The sequence below is a fragment of the Paucibacter aquatile genome, assembly GCF_002885975.1.
Classification (GTDB): Bacteria; Pseudomonadota; Gammaproteobacteria; order Burkholderiales; family Burkholderiaceae_C; genus Paucibacter_A; species Paucibacter_A aquatilis.
The window spans coordinates 3,202,503-3,218,435 of sequence record NZ_POSP01000003.1 but is presented as its reverse complement, the minus strand read 5'-3'; the positions used below and the strand labels follow the sequence as shown (position 1 = coordinate 3,218,435).

The following is a 15,933-nucleotide window of genomic DNA, read 5'->3' as shown; positions in this document are numbered from 1 at the left end:
GGCAGTGCCGGCCCTTGCCGGGCCTCCGCTCCCTTTTCATCTTGACTTGCCCGCTGCGCCCACCATGACCGACCGCACGCCGAACGACCGCCAGCCCCTGGTCGAGCCCGCCCCCTGCCCTCGCCCGCAGCGGCGCCAGATCCTGCTCGGCGCCAGCCTGGCTGGCCTGCTGCAGGCCTGCGGTGGCGGCGGTGGGGGTGGCGAAGCACCGGTGCCGCCGCCCAGCCCCACGCCCGCACCTCCGGCACCCACTCCGCCTGCACCCACGCCACCGGCCCCCACCCCGCCTGCGCCCACACCCCCAGCCCCCAGCCCAGGCAGCGCGCCCTTCTGGGCCAGCTATGGCGGCAATGCCCAGCACCAGGCGCAGACGCGGATCGCCACCCAGCCCCTGCAGCGCATCGTCTGGAGCACGCCGGTGGACCTGGCCCCGCCCTACCGCGCCGGTGGTTTTCTGCTGATCCACTACGGCACGCCGGTGATTTCGGGCGGCAACACGGTGCTGGTGCCGGTCAAGACCACGAGCGCCGGCGATTTCGAGGTGCAGGCACGCAAAGCCAGCGACGGCAGCCTGCTATGGACCCTGAAAAGCGACTACCTGCTGCCGGCCAGCAGCTGGACGCCGTCCTGGAACATCGGCCTGGACATCAAAGGCCGCTTGTTCGCCCCGGCGGCCGGCGGCCGGCTGCTGATCCGCGATGGCGTGGACAGCGCCAGCGGCACGGTCCAAACCCTGGCCTTCTACGGCAACGCCTCGTTTGAGGCCGACAGCGCCAGCTACCGCGACAAGCTGCGCATCAACACCCCCTTGACCCTGGACGGCCAGGGCACGGTCTTCTTCGGCTTCACCACCAAGGCCGGCGCGCCGGGTGGTCTGAAGGGCGGCATCGTGCGCATGGCGGCTGATGGCCAGGCGCTTTGGAAATCAGCCGCCGAGCTCAGCGGCGATGCGGCCATGTTCCAGACCGCCATGAACGCGGCGCCGGCCCTGTCGCTGGACGAGAAGACGCTCTACATCGCCGTGAACAGCGACCCGGCCATCTCCAGCATGCAGACTGGCTACCTGCTGGCCCTGGACGCCAGCACCCTGACGCTCAAGGCCAAGCAGCGCTTGATCAACCCGGCCACCGATCTGCCGGCCCGCCTCAGCGACAGCGCCACCGCCTCGCCCACCGTGGGCCCTGATGGCGATGTCTTCTACGGCGTACTGGAGAACACCCGCACCGATCACAACGGCCGCGGCTGGCTCTTGCACTTCAACGCCGATCTGAGCCAGCTCAAGACCCCCGGCTCCTTCGGCTGGGATGACACGCCCTCCATCGTGCCGGCCGGCGCCGTGCCCAGCTACGCCGGCGCCTCCAGCTATCTGCTGCTGGTCAAGTACAACAACTACTACGGCATCGGCAGCGGCGACGGCCAGAACAAAATGGCGGTGCTGGACCCGCAAGCCAGCCAGACCGACCCGATCAATGCAAGCGTCACGGTGATGAAGGAGGTGCTGACCATCGTCGGCCCCACCGCCGATGCCGACACGCCCGGCGGCGTGCGCGAGTGGTGCGTCAACACCGCGGTGATCGATGTCAAAGGCCAATCGGCCCTGGTCAACAACGAGGACGGTGTGCTCTACCGCTGGGACTTCGTTAACAACCGCTTCAGCGAAAGCGTCAAGCTCAACGCTGGCATCGGCCAGGCCTACACGCCCACCGTGGCCGGGCCCGATGGCTTGGTCTACAGCATCAACGGCGCGCAGCTGCACGCTGTGGGACGCTAGGAATTAGGCAAACTCGCCCGGCTCCAGCAAGCGCGCGATCAAGGCGCCCTGAAGCTCGGGCGGCAGCTGCAGGCTGACCTGCACGCCATTGCCGGCCGCCGCCTGCACCGGCTCGCCCTCGCGGCCGCGCAGGGCCTGCACGGTGATCTCGCGGTTGCCGCTGGGGTGGATGATCTCCAGCCGGTCGCCGACGGCAAAACGGTTCTTCACCTCGATCGCCGCCCAACCATCGGCCGCCACCGGCCCCACCTCGCCGACGAACTGGCTGCGCCGGGCCTTGGAGTGGCCATCGAGGTAGTTCTGCAAGTCCTGACTGCGGTGGCGCTGGTAGAAGCCGCTGGTGTAGCCGCGGTTGGACAGGCCATCCAGCTCGCCCAGCAGCGTCGGGTCGAAAGACCGGCCGGCCACGGCGTCGTCGATGGCGCGGCGGTAGACCTGGGCGGCGCGCGAGACGTAGTAGCGGCTCTTGGTGCGGCCCTCGATCTTGAGCGAGTCGACGCCGATCTCGACCAGGCGCTGCACATGCTCGACCGCGCGCAGGTCCTTGGAGTTCATGATGTAGGTGCCATGCTCATCCTCCTGGATGGGCATCAGCTCGCCGGGCCGCTGCGATTCTTCGATCAAATAGGTGCGATCGGCCAGCGGATGGCGAGCCGTGCCACCGGCCGCGGCGAAATCTTGATCGGCCTGCTGCACGGCCTTGTGGAAGTCGAACTGAATCGGCTGCGCCTGGCCGGCCTCGTCCTCGAAGGCGGCGCCTAATTGGTAATCCCAGCGGCAGGCATTGGTGCAGGTGCCCTGGTTGGCGTCGCGGTGGTTGAAGTAACCCGACAAGAGGCAGCGGCCCGAGTAGGCGATGCACAGGGCGCCGTGGACGAAGACCTCGAGCTCCATGTCCGGGCATTCCTGGCGGATCTGCGTCACTTCGTCCAGGCTCAGCTCGCGCGAGAGGATGACACGCTTCAATCCCTGCTTCTGCCAGAACTTCACGCCCGCGTAGTTGACCGTATTGGCCTGCACGGAGAGGTGGATGGGCAGCTCGGGCCAGCTCTCGCGCACCATCATGATCAGGCCGGGGTCGGCCATGATCAGCGCATCGGGCTTCATCGCCACCACGGGCGCCATATCGGCGAGGTAGTTCTTGAGCTTGCCGTTGTGCGGCAGGATGTTGCTGGCAACCAGGAACTTCTTGCCGCGCGCATGCGCCTCGGCAATGCCGATCTGCAGGTTCTCGAGCTTGAAATCGTTGTTGCGCGCGCGCAGGGAGTAGCGCGGCTGGCCCGCGTAGACGGCATCGGCGCCGAAATCAAAGGCCGCGCGCATGCGCTCCAGGTCGCCCGCGGGCAGCAGCAGTTCGGGGGCGGCAAGAGGTGGCGTCGTCATGGCGGGGCTCGGTCGGGGCGGAAGGCGGGGGCGCGGCAGTCTAGCCAGCGCCCGCCGCTCCGGCCTTGTCCCAGATCAAGCCCTCAGGCTGAGAGTTCGACGCAGGCGCTCGGCGCCACACCCAGTTCCTCGTGGCTGACCAGCAGCAGCAGGCGGTCGCGGGCCTCGGCGGCCCGGGCCAAGGCCTGGCGCAGATGCGCCAGCGAGGCGGCATCGAGCGCGTTGAGCGGCTCATCCAGCAGCAGCAAGGGCGTGTTCAGCGCCAGGGCCGCCGCCAGCGCGGCCTTGTGCTGCGTGCCGGTGGACAGGCTGCGCAGCGGCTGGCCCAGAAAGGGCTGCAGGCCGAAACCCTCGATGTGCTGCTGCCAGTCCGCCACGGCGGCGCGCGGATACAAGCCACTCAGAAAGCCGAAGTACTCGCTCGGGCTCAGATGCTCAAACGGCGGCGGCTCGGCGCCGACAAAGGCGACCTGGCGCCGGTAATCCAAGGGCTGCCGCAAGAGATCGCAACCCTGCAGCTCGGCGCTGCCGTACTGCGGCGCCAGCGCGCCGGCCAGCAGCTTGAGGCGGGTGGATTTGCCCGTGCCATTGGCGCCGCGCAGCCAGACCAGGCCGGGGCCGAAGTCCTGGCTCCAGAGGTCGACCACGCGCCGCGTCTGGCCGGGGTAGGCAAAGCTCAGGGCGCGGACCTGCAGGCGGAAATCGGTGGGATGAGGAGCGTCGGGCATGGTTTCAGACAATGACTTCACTGGCCAGGGCAACCCAGATGCCCCAACTGAGCAGCCAACGGCCGGCGCGCGCCTCGGGGCTCAGGCTTTCGGGGCGCCAGAGCGCCAAGGCGGGCGCGGCAAGGGCGGCGACAAAGAAAGCAGGCGTGGCGCGCGGCCCCAGCGACCAGGGGCCCTGCGCCAGCAGCAGCACCCAGCTGAGCCAGGCCAGCAGCGCCGGCAGCAAGGCCAGGGCATAGAGGCGCAGCGACCAGGCCTGGGGTGACACAGGCAGCATGGCGCTGGCCGCCTGCAGCGGCGCGTAGCACTGCCGCGCCTGGGCCTGCAGCCGGGCGCAGAAGCCCTGGGTCAGCAAAGTGGAGAAGGCCAGCGCCCAGGCTGCATGAACCGGGAAATGCCAGGCCGCGGCGAGGCAGAGCAGCAAAGCCAGCAGCGCAGCCAGCAAGCCATGCAGCACCGGCCGCGCCGGGCCGCGCCACAGCGGCAGCCAGAGCAAGGCGGTCCAGGTCGAGACGGTCTGGCGGCCCGTGGCCTTGCCCGCCGCCGCTGCCCGCCGGGCCGGACGGCCGGAGCGGCGGCGCCACTGCATCAGGGCCAGCGCCCCCCCGGCCGAGAGCAGCAGGGAGAAGGCAAAGCCCAACAAGGCCTGCAGCCACAAGCCCTGCATCCAGGCCGGGCGGGCCGCTCGCCATGCGGCGAAAGAAATGAGGTTGAGCAGGGCCCAGGGCAGCAGGGCCAAGGCCAGCACGCCCAGATCGGCCCGCCAGATGTCCGTGCGCCGCAGCGGCAGCGCTCGCTCAAACGGAATCCAACGGGCCGGCAGCAAGGCCTCGCGCAAGCCCCAGGCCAGCAGCAAGCCGGGCAGGGCATGGCCCAGCAGCGCGGCCAGGGCCAGGGTGGGCGGTGTGTCGGCCTGCATGGCCCAGAACAGGGGCAAGGCCGGCCAGCCGATCAGGGTGCTGATGAAACTGCCCAGCACGGCGGCCACCACCGCGAGAAAAGCCGCCCAGCGTCGCAGCAGGGCGGCCAGCTCAGCGCGGCTCCATTGCAGGCGCATGCGCGCCAGGCTCAGGGCCGCGGGCTGCGAGGGGCTTATTGCAGTCTTTGCACCCAATAGATCAGCACTTCCTGGCGCGGCCGCGAGACATCGGCATCGGCGTAGTAGTAGGTGGGCACGGCATTGATGGCCTCCACCGTGGCCATGCCGGAAATGACCCGTCCGAACACGGCGTAACCAGGTTGGGTCGGGCTCTTGTAGTCATTGCCCGGATTGTCTTTCACATTGATGAAGAACTGGTTGGTGGCGCTGTTGGGCTCGCTGCGCCGCGCCATGGCCAGGGTGCCGGGCAGATTGGCCAGGGTGTTGTTGCTTTCCAGCGGCACCGGCCCATAGGTCGCGCGGCGCTCGTACATGCCGCTGGTGTAGCCGCCGCCCTGGATCACGAAATCGCGCTCAACGCGGTGGAACAAGGTGTTGTTGAAGTGGCCATCGGCCACATAGCGCAGGAAATTGGCCACGGTGGCCGGCGCGTACTCGGTGTAGAGCTCGAAGACGATCTCGCCGCTGCTGGTCAGCATGCAGACGGTGGCGTAGCGGCTTTGGGCCGATTTGGACAGGCCCTCGTTGCTGCAGCTGTTGGTATTGGGGCGCGGATTGGGATTGGGCACCGGCACGGGGATCGGGTCCGGGCGGTAGTGGTCGCCATCGCCGCCACCGCCACCGCAGGCGGTCAAGGTCACCAGGGTGGCCACGGCGGCCAGGCGCAAAACAAAAGAGCGCATGAGGCAAGACTCCTGAACAAGGTGCCTGCTCAACGCGCTCGGTCGCAGCGCCGCCGACGGCGCTGACAACTGCTTACCCTTGCGGGTGAAAGTCAGCTCATTTGAGCTGTGTGGCCCAGTAAAGCAGCACTTCGGTCGCCGTCATGTCGGCGCCGGTGTAGAGCTGGGGCTCGGCATTGATGGCGTCCACGGTCTCCTTGCCCGAAATGATGCGGCCGAACACGGCATAGCCGTTCTTGCCGGCCACGGTGGAGCTGTAGTCCAGACTCTTGTTGTCCACGGTGTTGAAGTAGAACTGGCTGGTGGCCGAATCGACCGCGCTGGTGCGGGCCATGGCGATGGTGTATTTCAGATTGGACAGGCCGTTCTGGTTCTCCAGAGCGATGGGCGCCAGCGCGCCGGCCTTGGCCGCGCCGCCGGAGACGAAGCCGCCGCCCTGCGCCACAAAACCCGGCACCACGCGGTGGAAGATGGTGTCCTTGTAGAAGCCGCTCTTCACATAGGCCAGGAAGTTGGCGGTGGTGATGGGCGCCTTGACGGTTTCCAACTCGACCACGATCTCGCCCTTGCTGGTCAGCATGCAGACGGTGGCGGCAGCGGTGCTGGCCTTGGAGGCGGCGATACCGGCGGCGCTGCAGGTGGTGGTCGGCGGGGTGGTGACCGGGTTCGGTTTCGGCTTGGGCGCGGGCGTATCGCCACCGTCAGAACCACCGCCACAGGCGGTCAAGAGAGCCATCAGGCCCAGGCTGGCGGCCGTCAGGGCCGATTTGGCAGACATCAGAGTCGTGGAGGAAGACAGGGAGGTGTTCATCAGGGGCTCGCTTGCGTGCTTGGGTTCAATTCAAAACAGAAAGCTGAAAGGGGGAGAGAAGAGAGAGGGGGAGAGAAAAACAAAAGGGACTGCCTCGAAGCGCTCGCAGTATCCACGCCGCTGCGGCGCAAAAAGCCGAAAACGGGCGACCTGCGAACAGTAGTGGGAAATTATCCCACTCTTCGCACTCACAAAAAAACCGAGGAGCCCGGAGCACGGGCGACCTCGGTCGATGGTCGGGCTTGCGCCTGGCGCGGCCGTCAAAGCTCGAGGTTGTCGATCAGCCGGGTCGTGCCCAACTTGGCCGCGCCCAGGGCGACCAGGGCCTGGCCCTCGCGGGCGGGGCTGAGGTCATGCTGGCAGCGCAGGGTCAGGTAGTCGGGCTGCCAGCCGGCATCTCGCAGGCTTTGCAGGGCTTCGGCTTCCAGCGCAGCCAGGTCACGCGCGCCAGCCTGCCAGCGGGCGATCAGCTCGCGCAGGGTGCGGCTCAAGCGCAGGGCCTCGGTCTTCTCGGCCTCGCTGAGGTAGCCGTTGCGGGAAGACAGGGCCAGGCCCTCGGCGCTGCGCGTGGTCTCGCCGGCGCGGATCTCGATCGGCAGCGCCATCTGCGCCACCATGCGGCGCAGCACCATCAGCTGCTGGTAGTCCTTCTTGCCGAACAGGGCCAGGCTGGGCTGGACGATGTTGAAAAGCTTGGCCACCACGGTGCAGACGCCGATGAAAAAGCCCGGGCGGAAATGGCCTTCCAGGATGTCGGCCAGCTCGGCCGGCGGGTGGACCTTGTAGCCCTGCGGCTCGGGGTAAAGCTCGCGCTCATCGGGCGCGAAGACGAGGTCGCAGCCGGCGCCCTGCAGCAGCTCGGCATCGCGCGCCAGGGTGCGGGGGTAACGGTCAAAGTCCTCGTGCGGCGCGAACTGCAGGCGGTTGACGAAGATGCTGGCCACCACCAGGGCATCGGGGCCCACGGCCGCACGGCCCTGGCGCACCAGATCGAGATGCCCGTCGTGCAGATTGCCCATGGTGGGCACGAAGGCGCGGCGCGGCTGCGCAGCCAGGACCTGGCGCAACTCGGCGATGGTGTGGATCACTTGCATGGGGTTCGGGAGAGAAAAGAAAGGGTCGGCTTCAGTAGCCGTGCAGATCGTCCTGCGGGAAGGTCTGGGCCTTGACCGCGGCGACGTAGCGCAGCACCGCGTCCTGCACCGAGGCCGCGCCCTGCATGAAGTTCTTGACGAAACGCGGGCGGCGGCCCGGGGTCACATCCAGCATGTCGTGCAGCACGAGCACCTGGCCCGAGCAGGCCACACCGCCACCGATGCCGATGACCGGGATGCCCAGGCTCTGGGTCAGCTCGGCTGCCAGGGCCGAGGGCACCATCTCCAGCACCAGCATCTGCGCGCCGGCCTCGACCAGCTCGCGCGCATGCTGCTTCATCAGCGCCGCGGCCGCTTCCTCGCGGCCCTGCACCTTGTAGCCGCCCAGCATGGTGGCGGTCTGCGGCGTCAGGCCCAGATGGGCGCAAACCGGGATGCCGCGCTCGACCAGAAAACGCACCACCGGCGCCGTCCAGCCGCCGCCTTCGAGCTTGACCATGTGGGCGCCGGCCTTGACCAGGGCGGCCGCGCTCTTCCAGGCTTCCTGGGGCGAGCTCTGGTAGCTGTCGAAAGGCAGATCGCCAATCACCCAGGCGCTCTTGCGGCCGCGGGCCACGCAGCGGGTGTGATAAACCATCTCGTCCAGCGAGACCGGCACCGTGCTGCTCTGCCCCTGCAGCACATTGCCCAGGGAATCGCCGACCAGCAGCACGTCCACGCCGGCTTCGTCCAGCAAGGTGGCGAAAGCGGCGTCGTAGCAGGTCAGCATGGCGATCTTGTCGCCGCTGGCATGCATGTCCAGCAGGCGCTGCAAGGTCATGGGTTTGCGCTCGGTCATGGCGGCTCCTCGGGGGCTGTGGGGGCGGAGCCCGCAAAGCCAGGCCCCAATTGGCGCGCAGTGTAGCCGCCTGTATCCGGGTTTGCGCTAGGCTGGGCCATCCAATGGCGGGCCGGCCTCGGGCACAAGCCCCGCGCTCCAGTTAGGATGGGCCGCATGACCCTGACCGAGTTGCGCTACATCGTTGCCGTGGCCCGCGAACGCCATTTCGGCCGCGCCGCCGAGGCCTGTTTCGTGTCCCAACCCACGCTCAGCGTGGCCATCAAGAAGCTTGAAGAAGAGCTGGACGTGCGCATCTTCGAGCGCGGCGCCAACGAGATCAAGGTGACGCCGCTGGGCGAAGACATCGTGCGCCAGGCGCAGTCGGTGATCGAGCAGGCCAGCGCCATCCACGAGATCGCCAAGCGCGGCAAAGACCCCCTGGCCGGCGCCCTGCGCGTGGGCCTGATCTACACCATCGCACCCTATCTGCTGCCCGAGCTGGTGAAGAACGTCATCGAGCAGTACCCGCAGATGCCGCTGATGCTGCAGGAGAACTTCACCGTCAAGCTGCTGGAGATGCTGCGCACCGGCGAGCTGGACTGCGCCATCATGGCCGAGCCCTTCCCGGACACTGGCCTGGCCGTGGCGCCGCTCTACGACGAAGACTTCATGATCGCCGTGCCGGCCAGCCACCCCTTCGCCGGGCGCGAGTCGGTGTCGGCCGAGGAGCTCAAGAGCGAAACCATGCTGCTGCTCGGCGCCGGCCATTGCTTCCGCGACCATGTGCTCGAGGTCTGCCCCGAGTTCGCCCGCTTCAGCAGCGACGCCGAGGGCATACGCAAGAGTTTTGAAGGCAGCTCACTCGAAACCATCAAGCACATGGTGGCCTCGGGCATGGGCGTGACCGTGGTGCCGGCGCTCAGCGTGCCCCTGCTGCCGCCCACGCATCTGCGCTTCGTGCCCTTTGCGCCGCCGGTGCCCACACGCCGCGTGGTGCTGGCCTGGCGCAAGACCTTCACCCGCTACGAGGCCATCGCTGCGCTGCGCAACGCCGTCTACGGCTGCAGCCTGGCGGGGGTGAAGCGCCTGTCATGAGCGAAGCGGCCGCGGCGGCGATCCTCTCGGAGCTGCGGCTGTACGAGCAGGAGGCCGTGCTGGCCGAACTGCGCGCCCAGCTGGAGCAGCCCGCCCTGCCGCCGGCCGAGCGCTGCGCCCTGGGGGTGGCCCTGGCCTGGCATGAGCGCGAGCGCGACACGCCCCAAGCCCTGGCCCGCGCCGAAGCCGCCGAGCAGGCCATGGCCGACACGCCCGAGCTGCCCGAGGCCACACGCGCTGCCCTGCAGCGCCGACTACGCCTGACCCGGCTGGACGCGCTGCGCCTCTACACCCGCTATGCCGAAGGCCTGTTCGAGGCCCGGGTGCTGCGCGCCGAAGCCGAAGCCGCACAGGACTGGCTGGCCTGCGCCGATGTCGCCTGGCTGCAAGCTCAGCTGCACAGCGGCGGCGGGCAGATGGCCGCCAGCTGCGCCGCGCTGGAGCAGGCCATTGCCCGGGCCGAGCAGGCCGGCGACCGCACCCGCCAGTGGATTTTTGAATGCAGCCTGGCGCGCAGTGCCGGCCTGCAAAACCGCGAAGCTGCCGAGCTGCGCTGGGGCCAGCATTTCCCCAGCGAGCTGAGTGGCCTGCATGTCAGCGCGGCGGTGCTGATCGAGCTTTACCAGGGCTACCGCGCCCTGCGCGCCCGCGACCTGAAGCTGGCCGTGCGGCGTTTCTCCAGCCTGATCCAGCCCCTGCAGGACGCCGGCTATGTGCGCGAGACCATCAACACCCTCGGCAATCTGGGCAGCGCCTTCAACGATTTGAACGACCCGGAGTCAGCGCTGGAGTGGATGGAGCGAGGCCTGCAGATGGCGCGCGCCTCGGGCTGGTCGGCCAGCCTGGGCAGCTGCCTGATGCAGATGGGCGAAACCCTGCGCCGCCTGGGCCGGCTGGAGCTGGCACGCAGCCTGCTCGACGAGGGCACGCAGATCTTTGCGCCGCAGCCCGATTCGCGCAATTCCGCGGTCTGCCTGAGCTACCAAGGCCTGCTGGCCCTGGACCTGGGCGAGGGTCAAAAGGCGCTCGACTATTTCGAAGCCCTGCAGCGACACCCGGGCGGCTACCTTGATCTGCAACGCAATGCCCGGCGCGGCCATGCGCGCGCCCTGCTCTTGCTCGGCCAGGGCGAGGCCGCCGAACAGATGGCACGCGAAGACCTGGCCGTGGCCGAGCTCAGCGGCGCTGCCGAGGCCGAGGTCGAGCTGCGCATGGTGCTGGCCCAGATCGCCCAGCGCGCGCCCGGCGCCGCAGGGCAGGCCCAGGCCGTGCAGTTGCTTGAGCTGGCGCGCGAGCGGGCCAAATCCATCGCCGGCTACAAGGACAGCGCCGAGCTGCTGGAGGCGCTGGCCCTGGCCTACGCCGGCACGGGCCGCTACCGCGAGGCCTTCGAGACCAGCCAGCAGGCCGCCAGCGCGCGCGCCAGCATGCTCAGCCGCAGCTCGGCCGACCGGGTCGAGGCCTTGCAGCTGCATCACCTCAACGAGAACGCCCGCACCGAGGCCCAGCATCTGCAGCAACTGGCCGAGGCCGAGCGCCAGCGCGCCGCCCTGATGCAGCGCAACAGCAGCACGCTGGAGAAGCTGGGCCAGATCGGCCTGGAGCTGACCCGGCATCTGGACATGGCCTCGATCTTCGCGGCGCTGAGCCGCCACATCCCGGCCCTGCTCGATGCGCGCGGCTTCGAGATCTACTTGCTGGACGATGAGGGCGAGGGCATCAATTCGGTCTTCGGCCTGGAAGACGGCCAGCCCCTGCCGCCCGACCACATCGCCCTGGACAACCCCAGCTCCAACGCCGCCCGTTGCGCGCGCGAGCGCCGCGAGCTGTCCATCCAACTGGCCGAAGACGGCAGCGACCCCAGCCAGGTGCCCGGCACCATGCGCACGCTCAGCGCCATGTTCGCGCCCCTGCTGATCCAGGAGCGCCTGCTGGGCGTGGTGACCGTGCAATCGCCCCAGGCCCAGGCTTACGGCGAGCATGAGCGCATGATCTTCCGCTCACTCAATGCCTTTGCCGCCATCGCCCTGGACAACGCCATCGCCTACCGCCGCCTGCAGCAGGCGCAAAGCCAGCTGGTGGCGCAGGAGAAGCTGGCCGCCCTGGGCGCCCTGGTCGCCGGCATCGCCCACGAGCTGAACACCCCGCTGGGCAACAGCCTGCTGATGGCCAGCACCCTGGACCAGCGCACCCAGGAGATCGAGCGCGCCGCCGCCAGCAAGGAGCTGCGCCGCAGCGAGCTGGAGGCCTATCTGGGCGAAACCCGCTCGGTGGCCCGACTCATCATGCAGGGCCTGGAAACCGCGGCCGAGCTGATCACCAGCTTCAAGCAGGTGGCCGTGGACCGCACGGCCGAGCAGCGCCGGCTCTTCGACCTGGCCGTGCTCTGCGAGCAGGTCACCGCCACGCTGCAGGCCAGCATCCGCAAGCAAGGCCACAAGCTGGAGCTGGACGTGCCCGAGGGCATCCTGCTCAACAGCTTTCCCGGCCCCCTGGGCCAGGTGCTCAGCAATCTGGTCAACAACGCCATGCTGCACGGCTTTGGCGCCCGCCGCGGCGGCTTGATGCGGCTGAGCGCCCGGCTGCTGAAGGACGGCCGCGCCGAGCTGCGCTTCCGCGACGACGGCGTGGGCATCAGCCCGGCCCACGCCGGGCGCATCTTCGAGCCTTTTTTCACCACGAAGTTCGGCCAGGGCGGCAGCGGCCTGGGCCTTTCCATCAGCCACAACATCGTCAGCTCCCTGCTCGGCGGCAGCCTGGCGCTGGACCCCATGCCCGGGCCGGGCTGCTGCTTCGTCCTGTGCCTGCCCTTGCAAGCACCCGAGGCCCAGGGCCCGGCCGCGGCGGACGGCGGTGATGCGGCTGCCGCCATCTGAGCAGGTCAGGGCCGGGGCGCAAGAAGCGGGTGGCCGCCCGCCGCGGCGCCCGGCACACTGAGGCCATGAACCGCCCCCACTACGACCGCGTCCGCCAGGCCCTGGAACAACTGAGCCAGGGCCCCGTGCCCTTGCAAACCCTGGCCGAGGCCGCGGGCATGAGCCTGTTTCATTTCCAGCGCCGCTTTGTCGAGCTGGCCGGTGTCACGCCCAAGGAGTTCGAGCAAGCCCTGGCCCTGGAGCGGGCCAAGGCCAGCCTGCGCGCGGCCGAGCCGGTGCTGGACGCGGCCCTGGCGGCCGGGCTCTCGGGGCCCTCGCGCCTGCACGACCTCTTTCTCAGCGTCGACGGCATGACGCCGGGCCAGTTCAAGCAGGCCGGACAGGGCTTGCAGATGCAGTGGAGCGTGGTGGACAGCCTGCTCGGCCCCGTCTGGCTGGCGGCCAGCGCGCGCGGCCTGCACCAGCTGAGCTTTTTGCAGGACGAATCCCCCGAGGCCCTGGCCGAGGCCGCGGCCCAGCAGCTGCCCCAGGCCGTCTGGCAACGCGATGACAGCGCGCTGCGGCCGCTGGCCGAGGAGCTGCAACGGCGCCTGTCCGGTCTGCAGCCCAGCCAGCCCATCGGCCTGGCGCTCAGCGGCACGCCGCTGCGGCTCAAGGTTTGGCAGGCGCTGCTGCAGATCCCCGAGGGTCAGGTCTTGAGCTACACCCAGCTGGCGCGCCTGGCCGGCGCGCCGCAGGCGGTGCGGGCGGTAGCCAGCTGCGTGGCGGCCAATCCGATCGCCTGCCTGATCCCCTGCCACCGGGTGATCCGCGCCAATGCGGAGTTCGGCGAGTACCGCTGGGGCCCGCAGCGCAAGCGCGCCCTGCTGGGCCTGGAGCTGGCCCGGGCCGATGCGCGGGCCACGGCTGCCGCCGCTTCAGCCCTGGCTTGATGCCGCCGCACGGCGGCAGGCCCACGCCAGTGCCACCCCAAGATCGCCCATGCAGCGGCGCCAGAGGAACAGCAAAGACCGCCATCCCTGGGACATGGTTCTTCGCCTGCTTCAGCCAATGGACGCGCGCGGGTCAGGGCGAGCAAGGTTTTGCCTATCCACAGGTTAGAACTATTCAATTGGCGAATTTGATAGAGGAAAACTAAAGTCCTTCCATCCCAGCCACCCCCTCACTCAGGAGAGAAGCGCCATGTCCACCGAAAGCAAATGCCCCTTCCACCACGTCGCCGGCGGCGGCACCAGCAACCGCGACTGGTGGCCCAAGCAGGTGCGCGTGGATTTGCTGAACCAGCATTCCAGCAAGTCCAACCCGCTGGGTGAGCAGTTCAATTACGCCGAGGCCTTCCAGAAGCTGGACTACCACGCGCTCAAGGCCGATCTGGTCCAGCTGATGACCGACAGCCAGGATTGGTGGCCGGCCGACTTCGGCCACTACGGCCCGCAGATGGTGCGCATGGCCTGGCACGCGGCCGGCACCTACCGCACCCTGGACGGCCGCGGCGGTGGTGGCCGTGGCCAGCAGCGCTTCGCCCCGCTGAACAGCTGGCCCGACAACGTCAACATCGACAAGACGCGCCGCCTGCTCTGGCCCATCAAGCAGAAATACGGACAGAGCATCTCCTGGGCCGACCTCTTCATCCTGGCTGGCAATGTGGCGCTGGAAAGCATGGGCTTCCGCACCTTCGGCTTTGCCGGCGGCCGCGAAGATGTGTGGGAACCGGATCAGGACGTCAACTTCGGCGCCGAGACGAAGTGGCTGGCCGACGACAAGCGCTTCCACGCCGGCGCCAGCCCGCGTGAACTGGACGCCAACCTGGCCGCCACCCACATGGGCCTGATCTATGTGAACCCGGAAGGCCCGAACGCCAGCGGCGACTACCTGGCCGCGGCCCATGACATCCGCATCACCTTCAACCGCATGGCCATGGACGACGAAGAAATCGTCGCCCTGATCGCCGGCGGCCACACCTTCGGCAAGGCCCACGGCGCTGCCCCCGAGCACCACAAAGGCCCCGAACCCGAAGCCGCCGGCCTCGAGGCCCAGGGCCTGGGCTGGCAGAGCAGTTTCGGCAGCGGCCATGGCAAGGACACCGTCTCCAGCGGCCTGGAAGTGACCTGGACCACCACGCCCGCGCAGTGGAGCAACAACTTCTTCGAAAACCTCTTCAAGTACGAGTGGGAGCTGACGCACTCGCCGGCCGGCGCCAAGCAATGGGTGGCCAAGGATGCGCCCGAGATCATTCCGGACGCCCACATCCCGGGCAAGTTCCACAAGCCCACCATGCTGACCACAGACCTGACGCTGCGCTTCGATCCGGCCTTCGGTGCCATCTCCAAGCGCTTCCACGAAAACCCGCAAGCCTTTGCCGAGGCCTTTGCCCGCGCCTGGTACAAGCTGACCCACCGCGACATGGGTCCGAAAGCCCGCTACCTCGGCCCGGAAGTGCCGAAGGAAGACCTGATCTGGCAAGACCCCCTGCCCGCGGCCACGCACCAGCCCACGGCGGCCGATATTGCCGATCTGAAGGCGCGCATCGCGGCTGCAGGCCTGTCGGTGAGCGAGCTGGTCTCGGTGGCCTGGGCCTCGGCCTCGACCTTCCGCGGCAGCGACAAGCGCGGCGGCGCCAACGGTGCCCGCCTGGCCCTGGCGCCGCAGAAAGACTGGGCCGTCAACCAGCGCGCCGTGCAGGTGCTGCCGAAGTTGGTCGAGATCCAGAAAGCGGCCGGCACCGCCTCGCTGGCCGATGTGATCGTGCTGGCCGGCGTGGTCGGCGTCGAGCAGGCGGCGCAGGCGGCCGGCGTCAAGCTTGAGGTGCCCTTCGCGCCGGGCCGGGTCGATGCCCGCCAGGACCAGACCGATGTGGAGTCCTTCGGCGTGCTGGAGCCGCTGGCCGATGGTTTCCGCAACTACCGACGCGGCCCGGTCGGCGCGCCGACCGAAGCACTGCTGATCGACCGTGCCCAGCAGCTGACGCTGACGGCCCCGGAGCTGACGGTGCTGATCGGTGGCCTGCGCGTGCTGGGCGCCAACTTCGACGGCGGCACCCAGGGCGTGTTCACCGAGCGCGTCGGCGTGCTCAGCCATGACTTCTTCGTCAATCTGCTCGATATGGGCACGGCCTGGAAGGCCAGCGACGCCAGTGACGAGCGCTTCGAGGGCCGCGAACGTCAGAGCGGCGCGCTGAAGTTCAGCGCCAGCCGCGCCGACCTGGTGTTCGGCTCCAACGCGGTGCTGCGCGCCTACGCCGAGGTCTACGCCAGCGCTGATGGCCAGCAGAAGTTCATCCACGACTTCGTGGCGGCCTGGACCAAGGTGATGAACCTGGACCGCTTCGAGCTTGGCCGCCGCTGAAGCAAGGAGTCAGCCATGGACCTGAAGATGCGCCGAAGCTTGCGCCTGCTGGCCGGACTGGCCATCCATTGCGGCGGTGCGGCCGCCGGCCTGGGCATGCTGCTGCAGTTCACGCACAACCAGCCGCATTGAATGAACGCCGTGCCGCGAAAGCGGCATTGATGCACAGCAAGAAGGGCTCGCTTGACCGGCGAGCCCTTCGTTTTGGCCGCTGCAGGCTGACAGAAT

The 15,933-nt window shown here is 68.6% G+C and carries 12 protein-coding genes; 5 read left to right on the top strand and 7 right to left on the bottom strand.

All coding sequences use genetic code 11. From position 1 onward, the window contains the following. Positions 1-64: 64 nt before the first annotated feature. A complete protein-coding gene (locus C1O66_RS24120; RefSeq protein ID WP_102768965.1) occupies positions 65-1,771 on the top strand; it encodes a hypothetical protein in 1,707 nt (568 codons plus the stop codon). Positions 1,772-1,774: 3 nt separating this feature from the next. On the opposite strand, the gene trhP is transcribed toward C1O66_RS24120, so the two are convergent. The 7 genes from trhP to panB form a co-directional block, all read right to left on the bottom strand. Then, positions 1,775-3,154: a prephenate-dependent tRNA uridine(34) hydroxylase TrhP gene (gene trhP, locus C1O66_RS16950; RefSeq protein ID WP_102768964.1), complete on the bottom strand. Its 1,380-nt coding sequence runs from the start codon at positions 3,152-3,154 to the stop codon at positions 1,775-1,777. Positions 3,155-3,237: 83 nt separating this feature from the next. Beyond that, positions 3,238-3,882: an ABC transporter ATP-binding protein gene (locus tag C1O66_RS16945; RefSeq protein WP_102768963.1), complete on the bottom strand. Its 645-nt coding sequence runs from the start codon at positions 3,880-3,882 to the stop codon at positions 3,238-3,240. Positions 3,883-3,886: 4 nt separating this feature from the next. Continuing rightward, positions 3,887-4,939 carry a hypothetical protein gene (locus tag C1O66_RS16940; RefSeq protein WP_102768962.1) on the bottom strand — a complete coding sequence of 351 codons (1,053 nt, stop codon included), beginning with the start codon at positions 4,937-4,939 and terminating at the stop codon, positions 3,887-3,889. Between the two features lie 35 nt (positions 4,940-4,974). Then, positions 4,975-5,664: a peptidylprolyl isomerase gene (locus C1O66_RS16935; RefSeq protein WP_102768961.1), complete on the bottom strand. Its 690-nt coding sequence runs from the start codon at positions 5,662-5,664 to the stop codon at positions 4,975-4,977. A gap of 97 nt (positions 5,665-5,761) precedes the next feature. Beyond that, entirely contained in the window at positions 5,762-6,475 is a 714-nt protein-coding gene (locus C1O66_RS16930; RefSeq protein ID WP_243392837.1) for a peptidylprolyl isomerase, read from the bottom strand. A gap of 260 nt (positions 6,476-6,735) precedes the next feature. Beyond that, on the bottom strand, positions 6,736-7,569 hold the full coding sequence (panC, locus tag C1O66_RS16925) for a pantoate--beta-alanine ligase (protein ID WP_102768960.1): 834 nt from the start codon (positions 7,567-7,569) through the stop codon (positions 6,736-6,738). A gap of 31 nt (positions 7,570-7,600) precedes the next feature. Further along, positions 7,601-8,407 (bottom strand): 3-methyl-2-oxobutanoate hydroxymethyltransferase, encoded by an 807-nt coding sequence (gene panB / locus C1O66_RS16920; RefSeq protein ID WP_243392836.1) that lies wholly within the window; start codon positions 8,405-8,407, stop codon positions 7,601-7,603. Between the two features lie 156 nt (positions 8,408-8,563). Here panB and C1O66_RS16915 point away from each other — a divergent pair, with 156 nt between their 5' ends. The 4 genes from C1O66_RS16915 (at position 8,564) to katG (ending at position 15,705) form a co-directional block, all read left to right on the top strand. Further along, positions 8,564-9,484 carry a hydrogen peroxide-inducible genes activator gene (locus C1O66_RS16915; protein WP_102769705.1) on the top strand — a complete coding sequence of 307 codons (921 nt, stop codon included), beginning with the start codon at positions 8,564-8,566 and terminating at the stop codon, positions 9,482-9,484. Then, positions 9,481-12,360, top strand: coding sequence for an ATP-binding protein (locus tag C1O66_RS16910; RefSeq protein WP_102768959.1), 2,880 nt, complete (start codon positions 9,481-9,483; stop codon positions 12,358-12,360). The genes C1O66_RS16915 and C1O66_RS16910 overlap by 4 nt, the downstream gene beginning before the upstream one ends. A 65-nt stretch (positions 12,361-12,425) precedes the next feature. Then, positions 12,426-13,292 (top strand): methylated-DNA--[protein]-cysteine S-methyltransferase, encoded by an 867-nt coding sequence (locus C1O66_RS16905; RefSeq protein WP_102768958.1) that lies wholly within the window; start codon positions 12,426-12,428, stop codon positions 13,290-13,292. Positions 13,293-13,542: 250 nt separating this feature from the next. Further along, complete coding sequence (katG, locus tag C1O66_RS16900; RefSeq protein ID WP_102768957.1) at positions 13,543-15,705, top strand: catalase/peroxidase HPI; 2,163 nt, start codon at positions 13,543-13,545, stop codon at positions 15,703-15,705. The last annotated feature ends 228 nt before the right edge of the window (positions 15,706-15,933 follow it).

Excerpts from the sequence above, each read along its gene's own strand:
- C1O66_RS24120 (WP_102768965.1), top strand. The coding sequence starts at position 65 with ATGACCGACCGCACGCCGAACGACCGCCAGCCCCTGGTCGAGCCCGCC.
- trhP (WP_102768964.1), bottom strand. The coding sequence starts at position 3,154 with ATGACGACGCCACCTCTTGCCGCCCCCGAACTGCTGCTGCCCGCGGGC.
- C1O66_RS16945 (WP_102768963.1), bottom strand. The coding sequence starts at position 3,882 with ATGCCCGACGCTCCTCATCCCACCGATTTCCGCCTGCAGGTCCGCGCC.
- C1O66_RS16940 (WP_102768962.1), bottom strand. The coding sequence starts at position 4,939 with ATGCGCCTGCAATGGAGCCGCGCTGAGCTGGCCGCCCTGCTGCGACGC.
- C1O66_RS16935 (WP_102768961.1), bottom strand. The coding sequence starts at position 5,664 with ATGCGCTCTTTTGTTTTGCGCCTGGCCGCCGTGGCCACCCTGGTGACC.
- C1O66_RS16930 (WP_243392837.1), bottom strand. The coding sequence starts at position 6,475 with ATGAACACCTCCCTGTCTTCCTCCACGACTCTGATGTCTGCCAAATCG.
- panC (WP_102768960.1), bottom strand. The coding sequence starts at position 7,569 with ATGCAAGTGATCCACACCATCGCCGAGTTGCGCCAGGTCCTGGCTGCG.
- panB (WP_243392836.1), bottom strand. The coding sequence starts at position 8,407 with ATGACCGAGCGCAAACCCATGACCTTGCAGCGCCTGCTGGACATGCAT.
- C1O66_RS16915 (WP_102769705.1), top strand. The coding sequence starts at position 8,564 with ATGACCCTGACCGAGTTGCGCTACATCGTTGCCGTGGCCCGCGAACGC.
- C1O66_RS16910 (WP_102768959.1), top strand. The coding sequence starts at position 9,481 with ATGAGCGAAGCGGCCGCGGCGGCGATCCTCTCGGAGCTGCGGCTGTAC.
- C1O66_RS16905 (WP_102768958.1), top strand. The coding sequence starts at position 12,426 with ATGAACCGCCCCCACTACGACCGCGTCCGCCAGGCCCTGGAACAACTG.
- katG (WP_102768957.1), top strand. The coding sequence starts at position 13,543 with ATGTCCACCGAAAGCAAATGCCCCTTCCACCACGTCGCCGGCGGCGGC.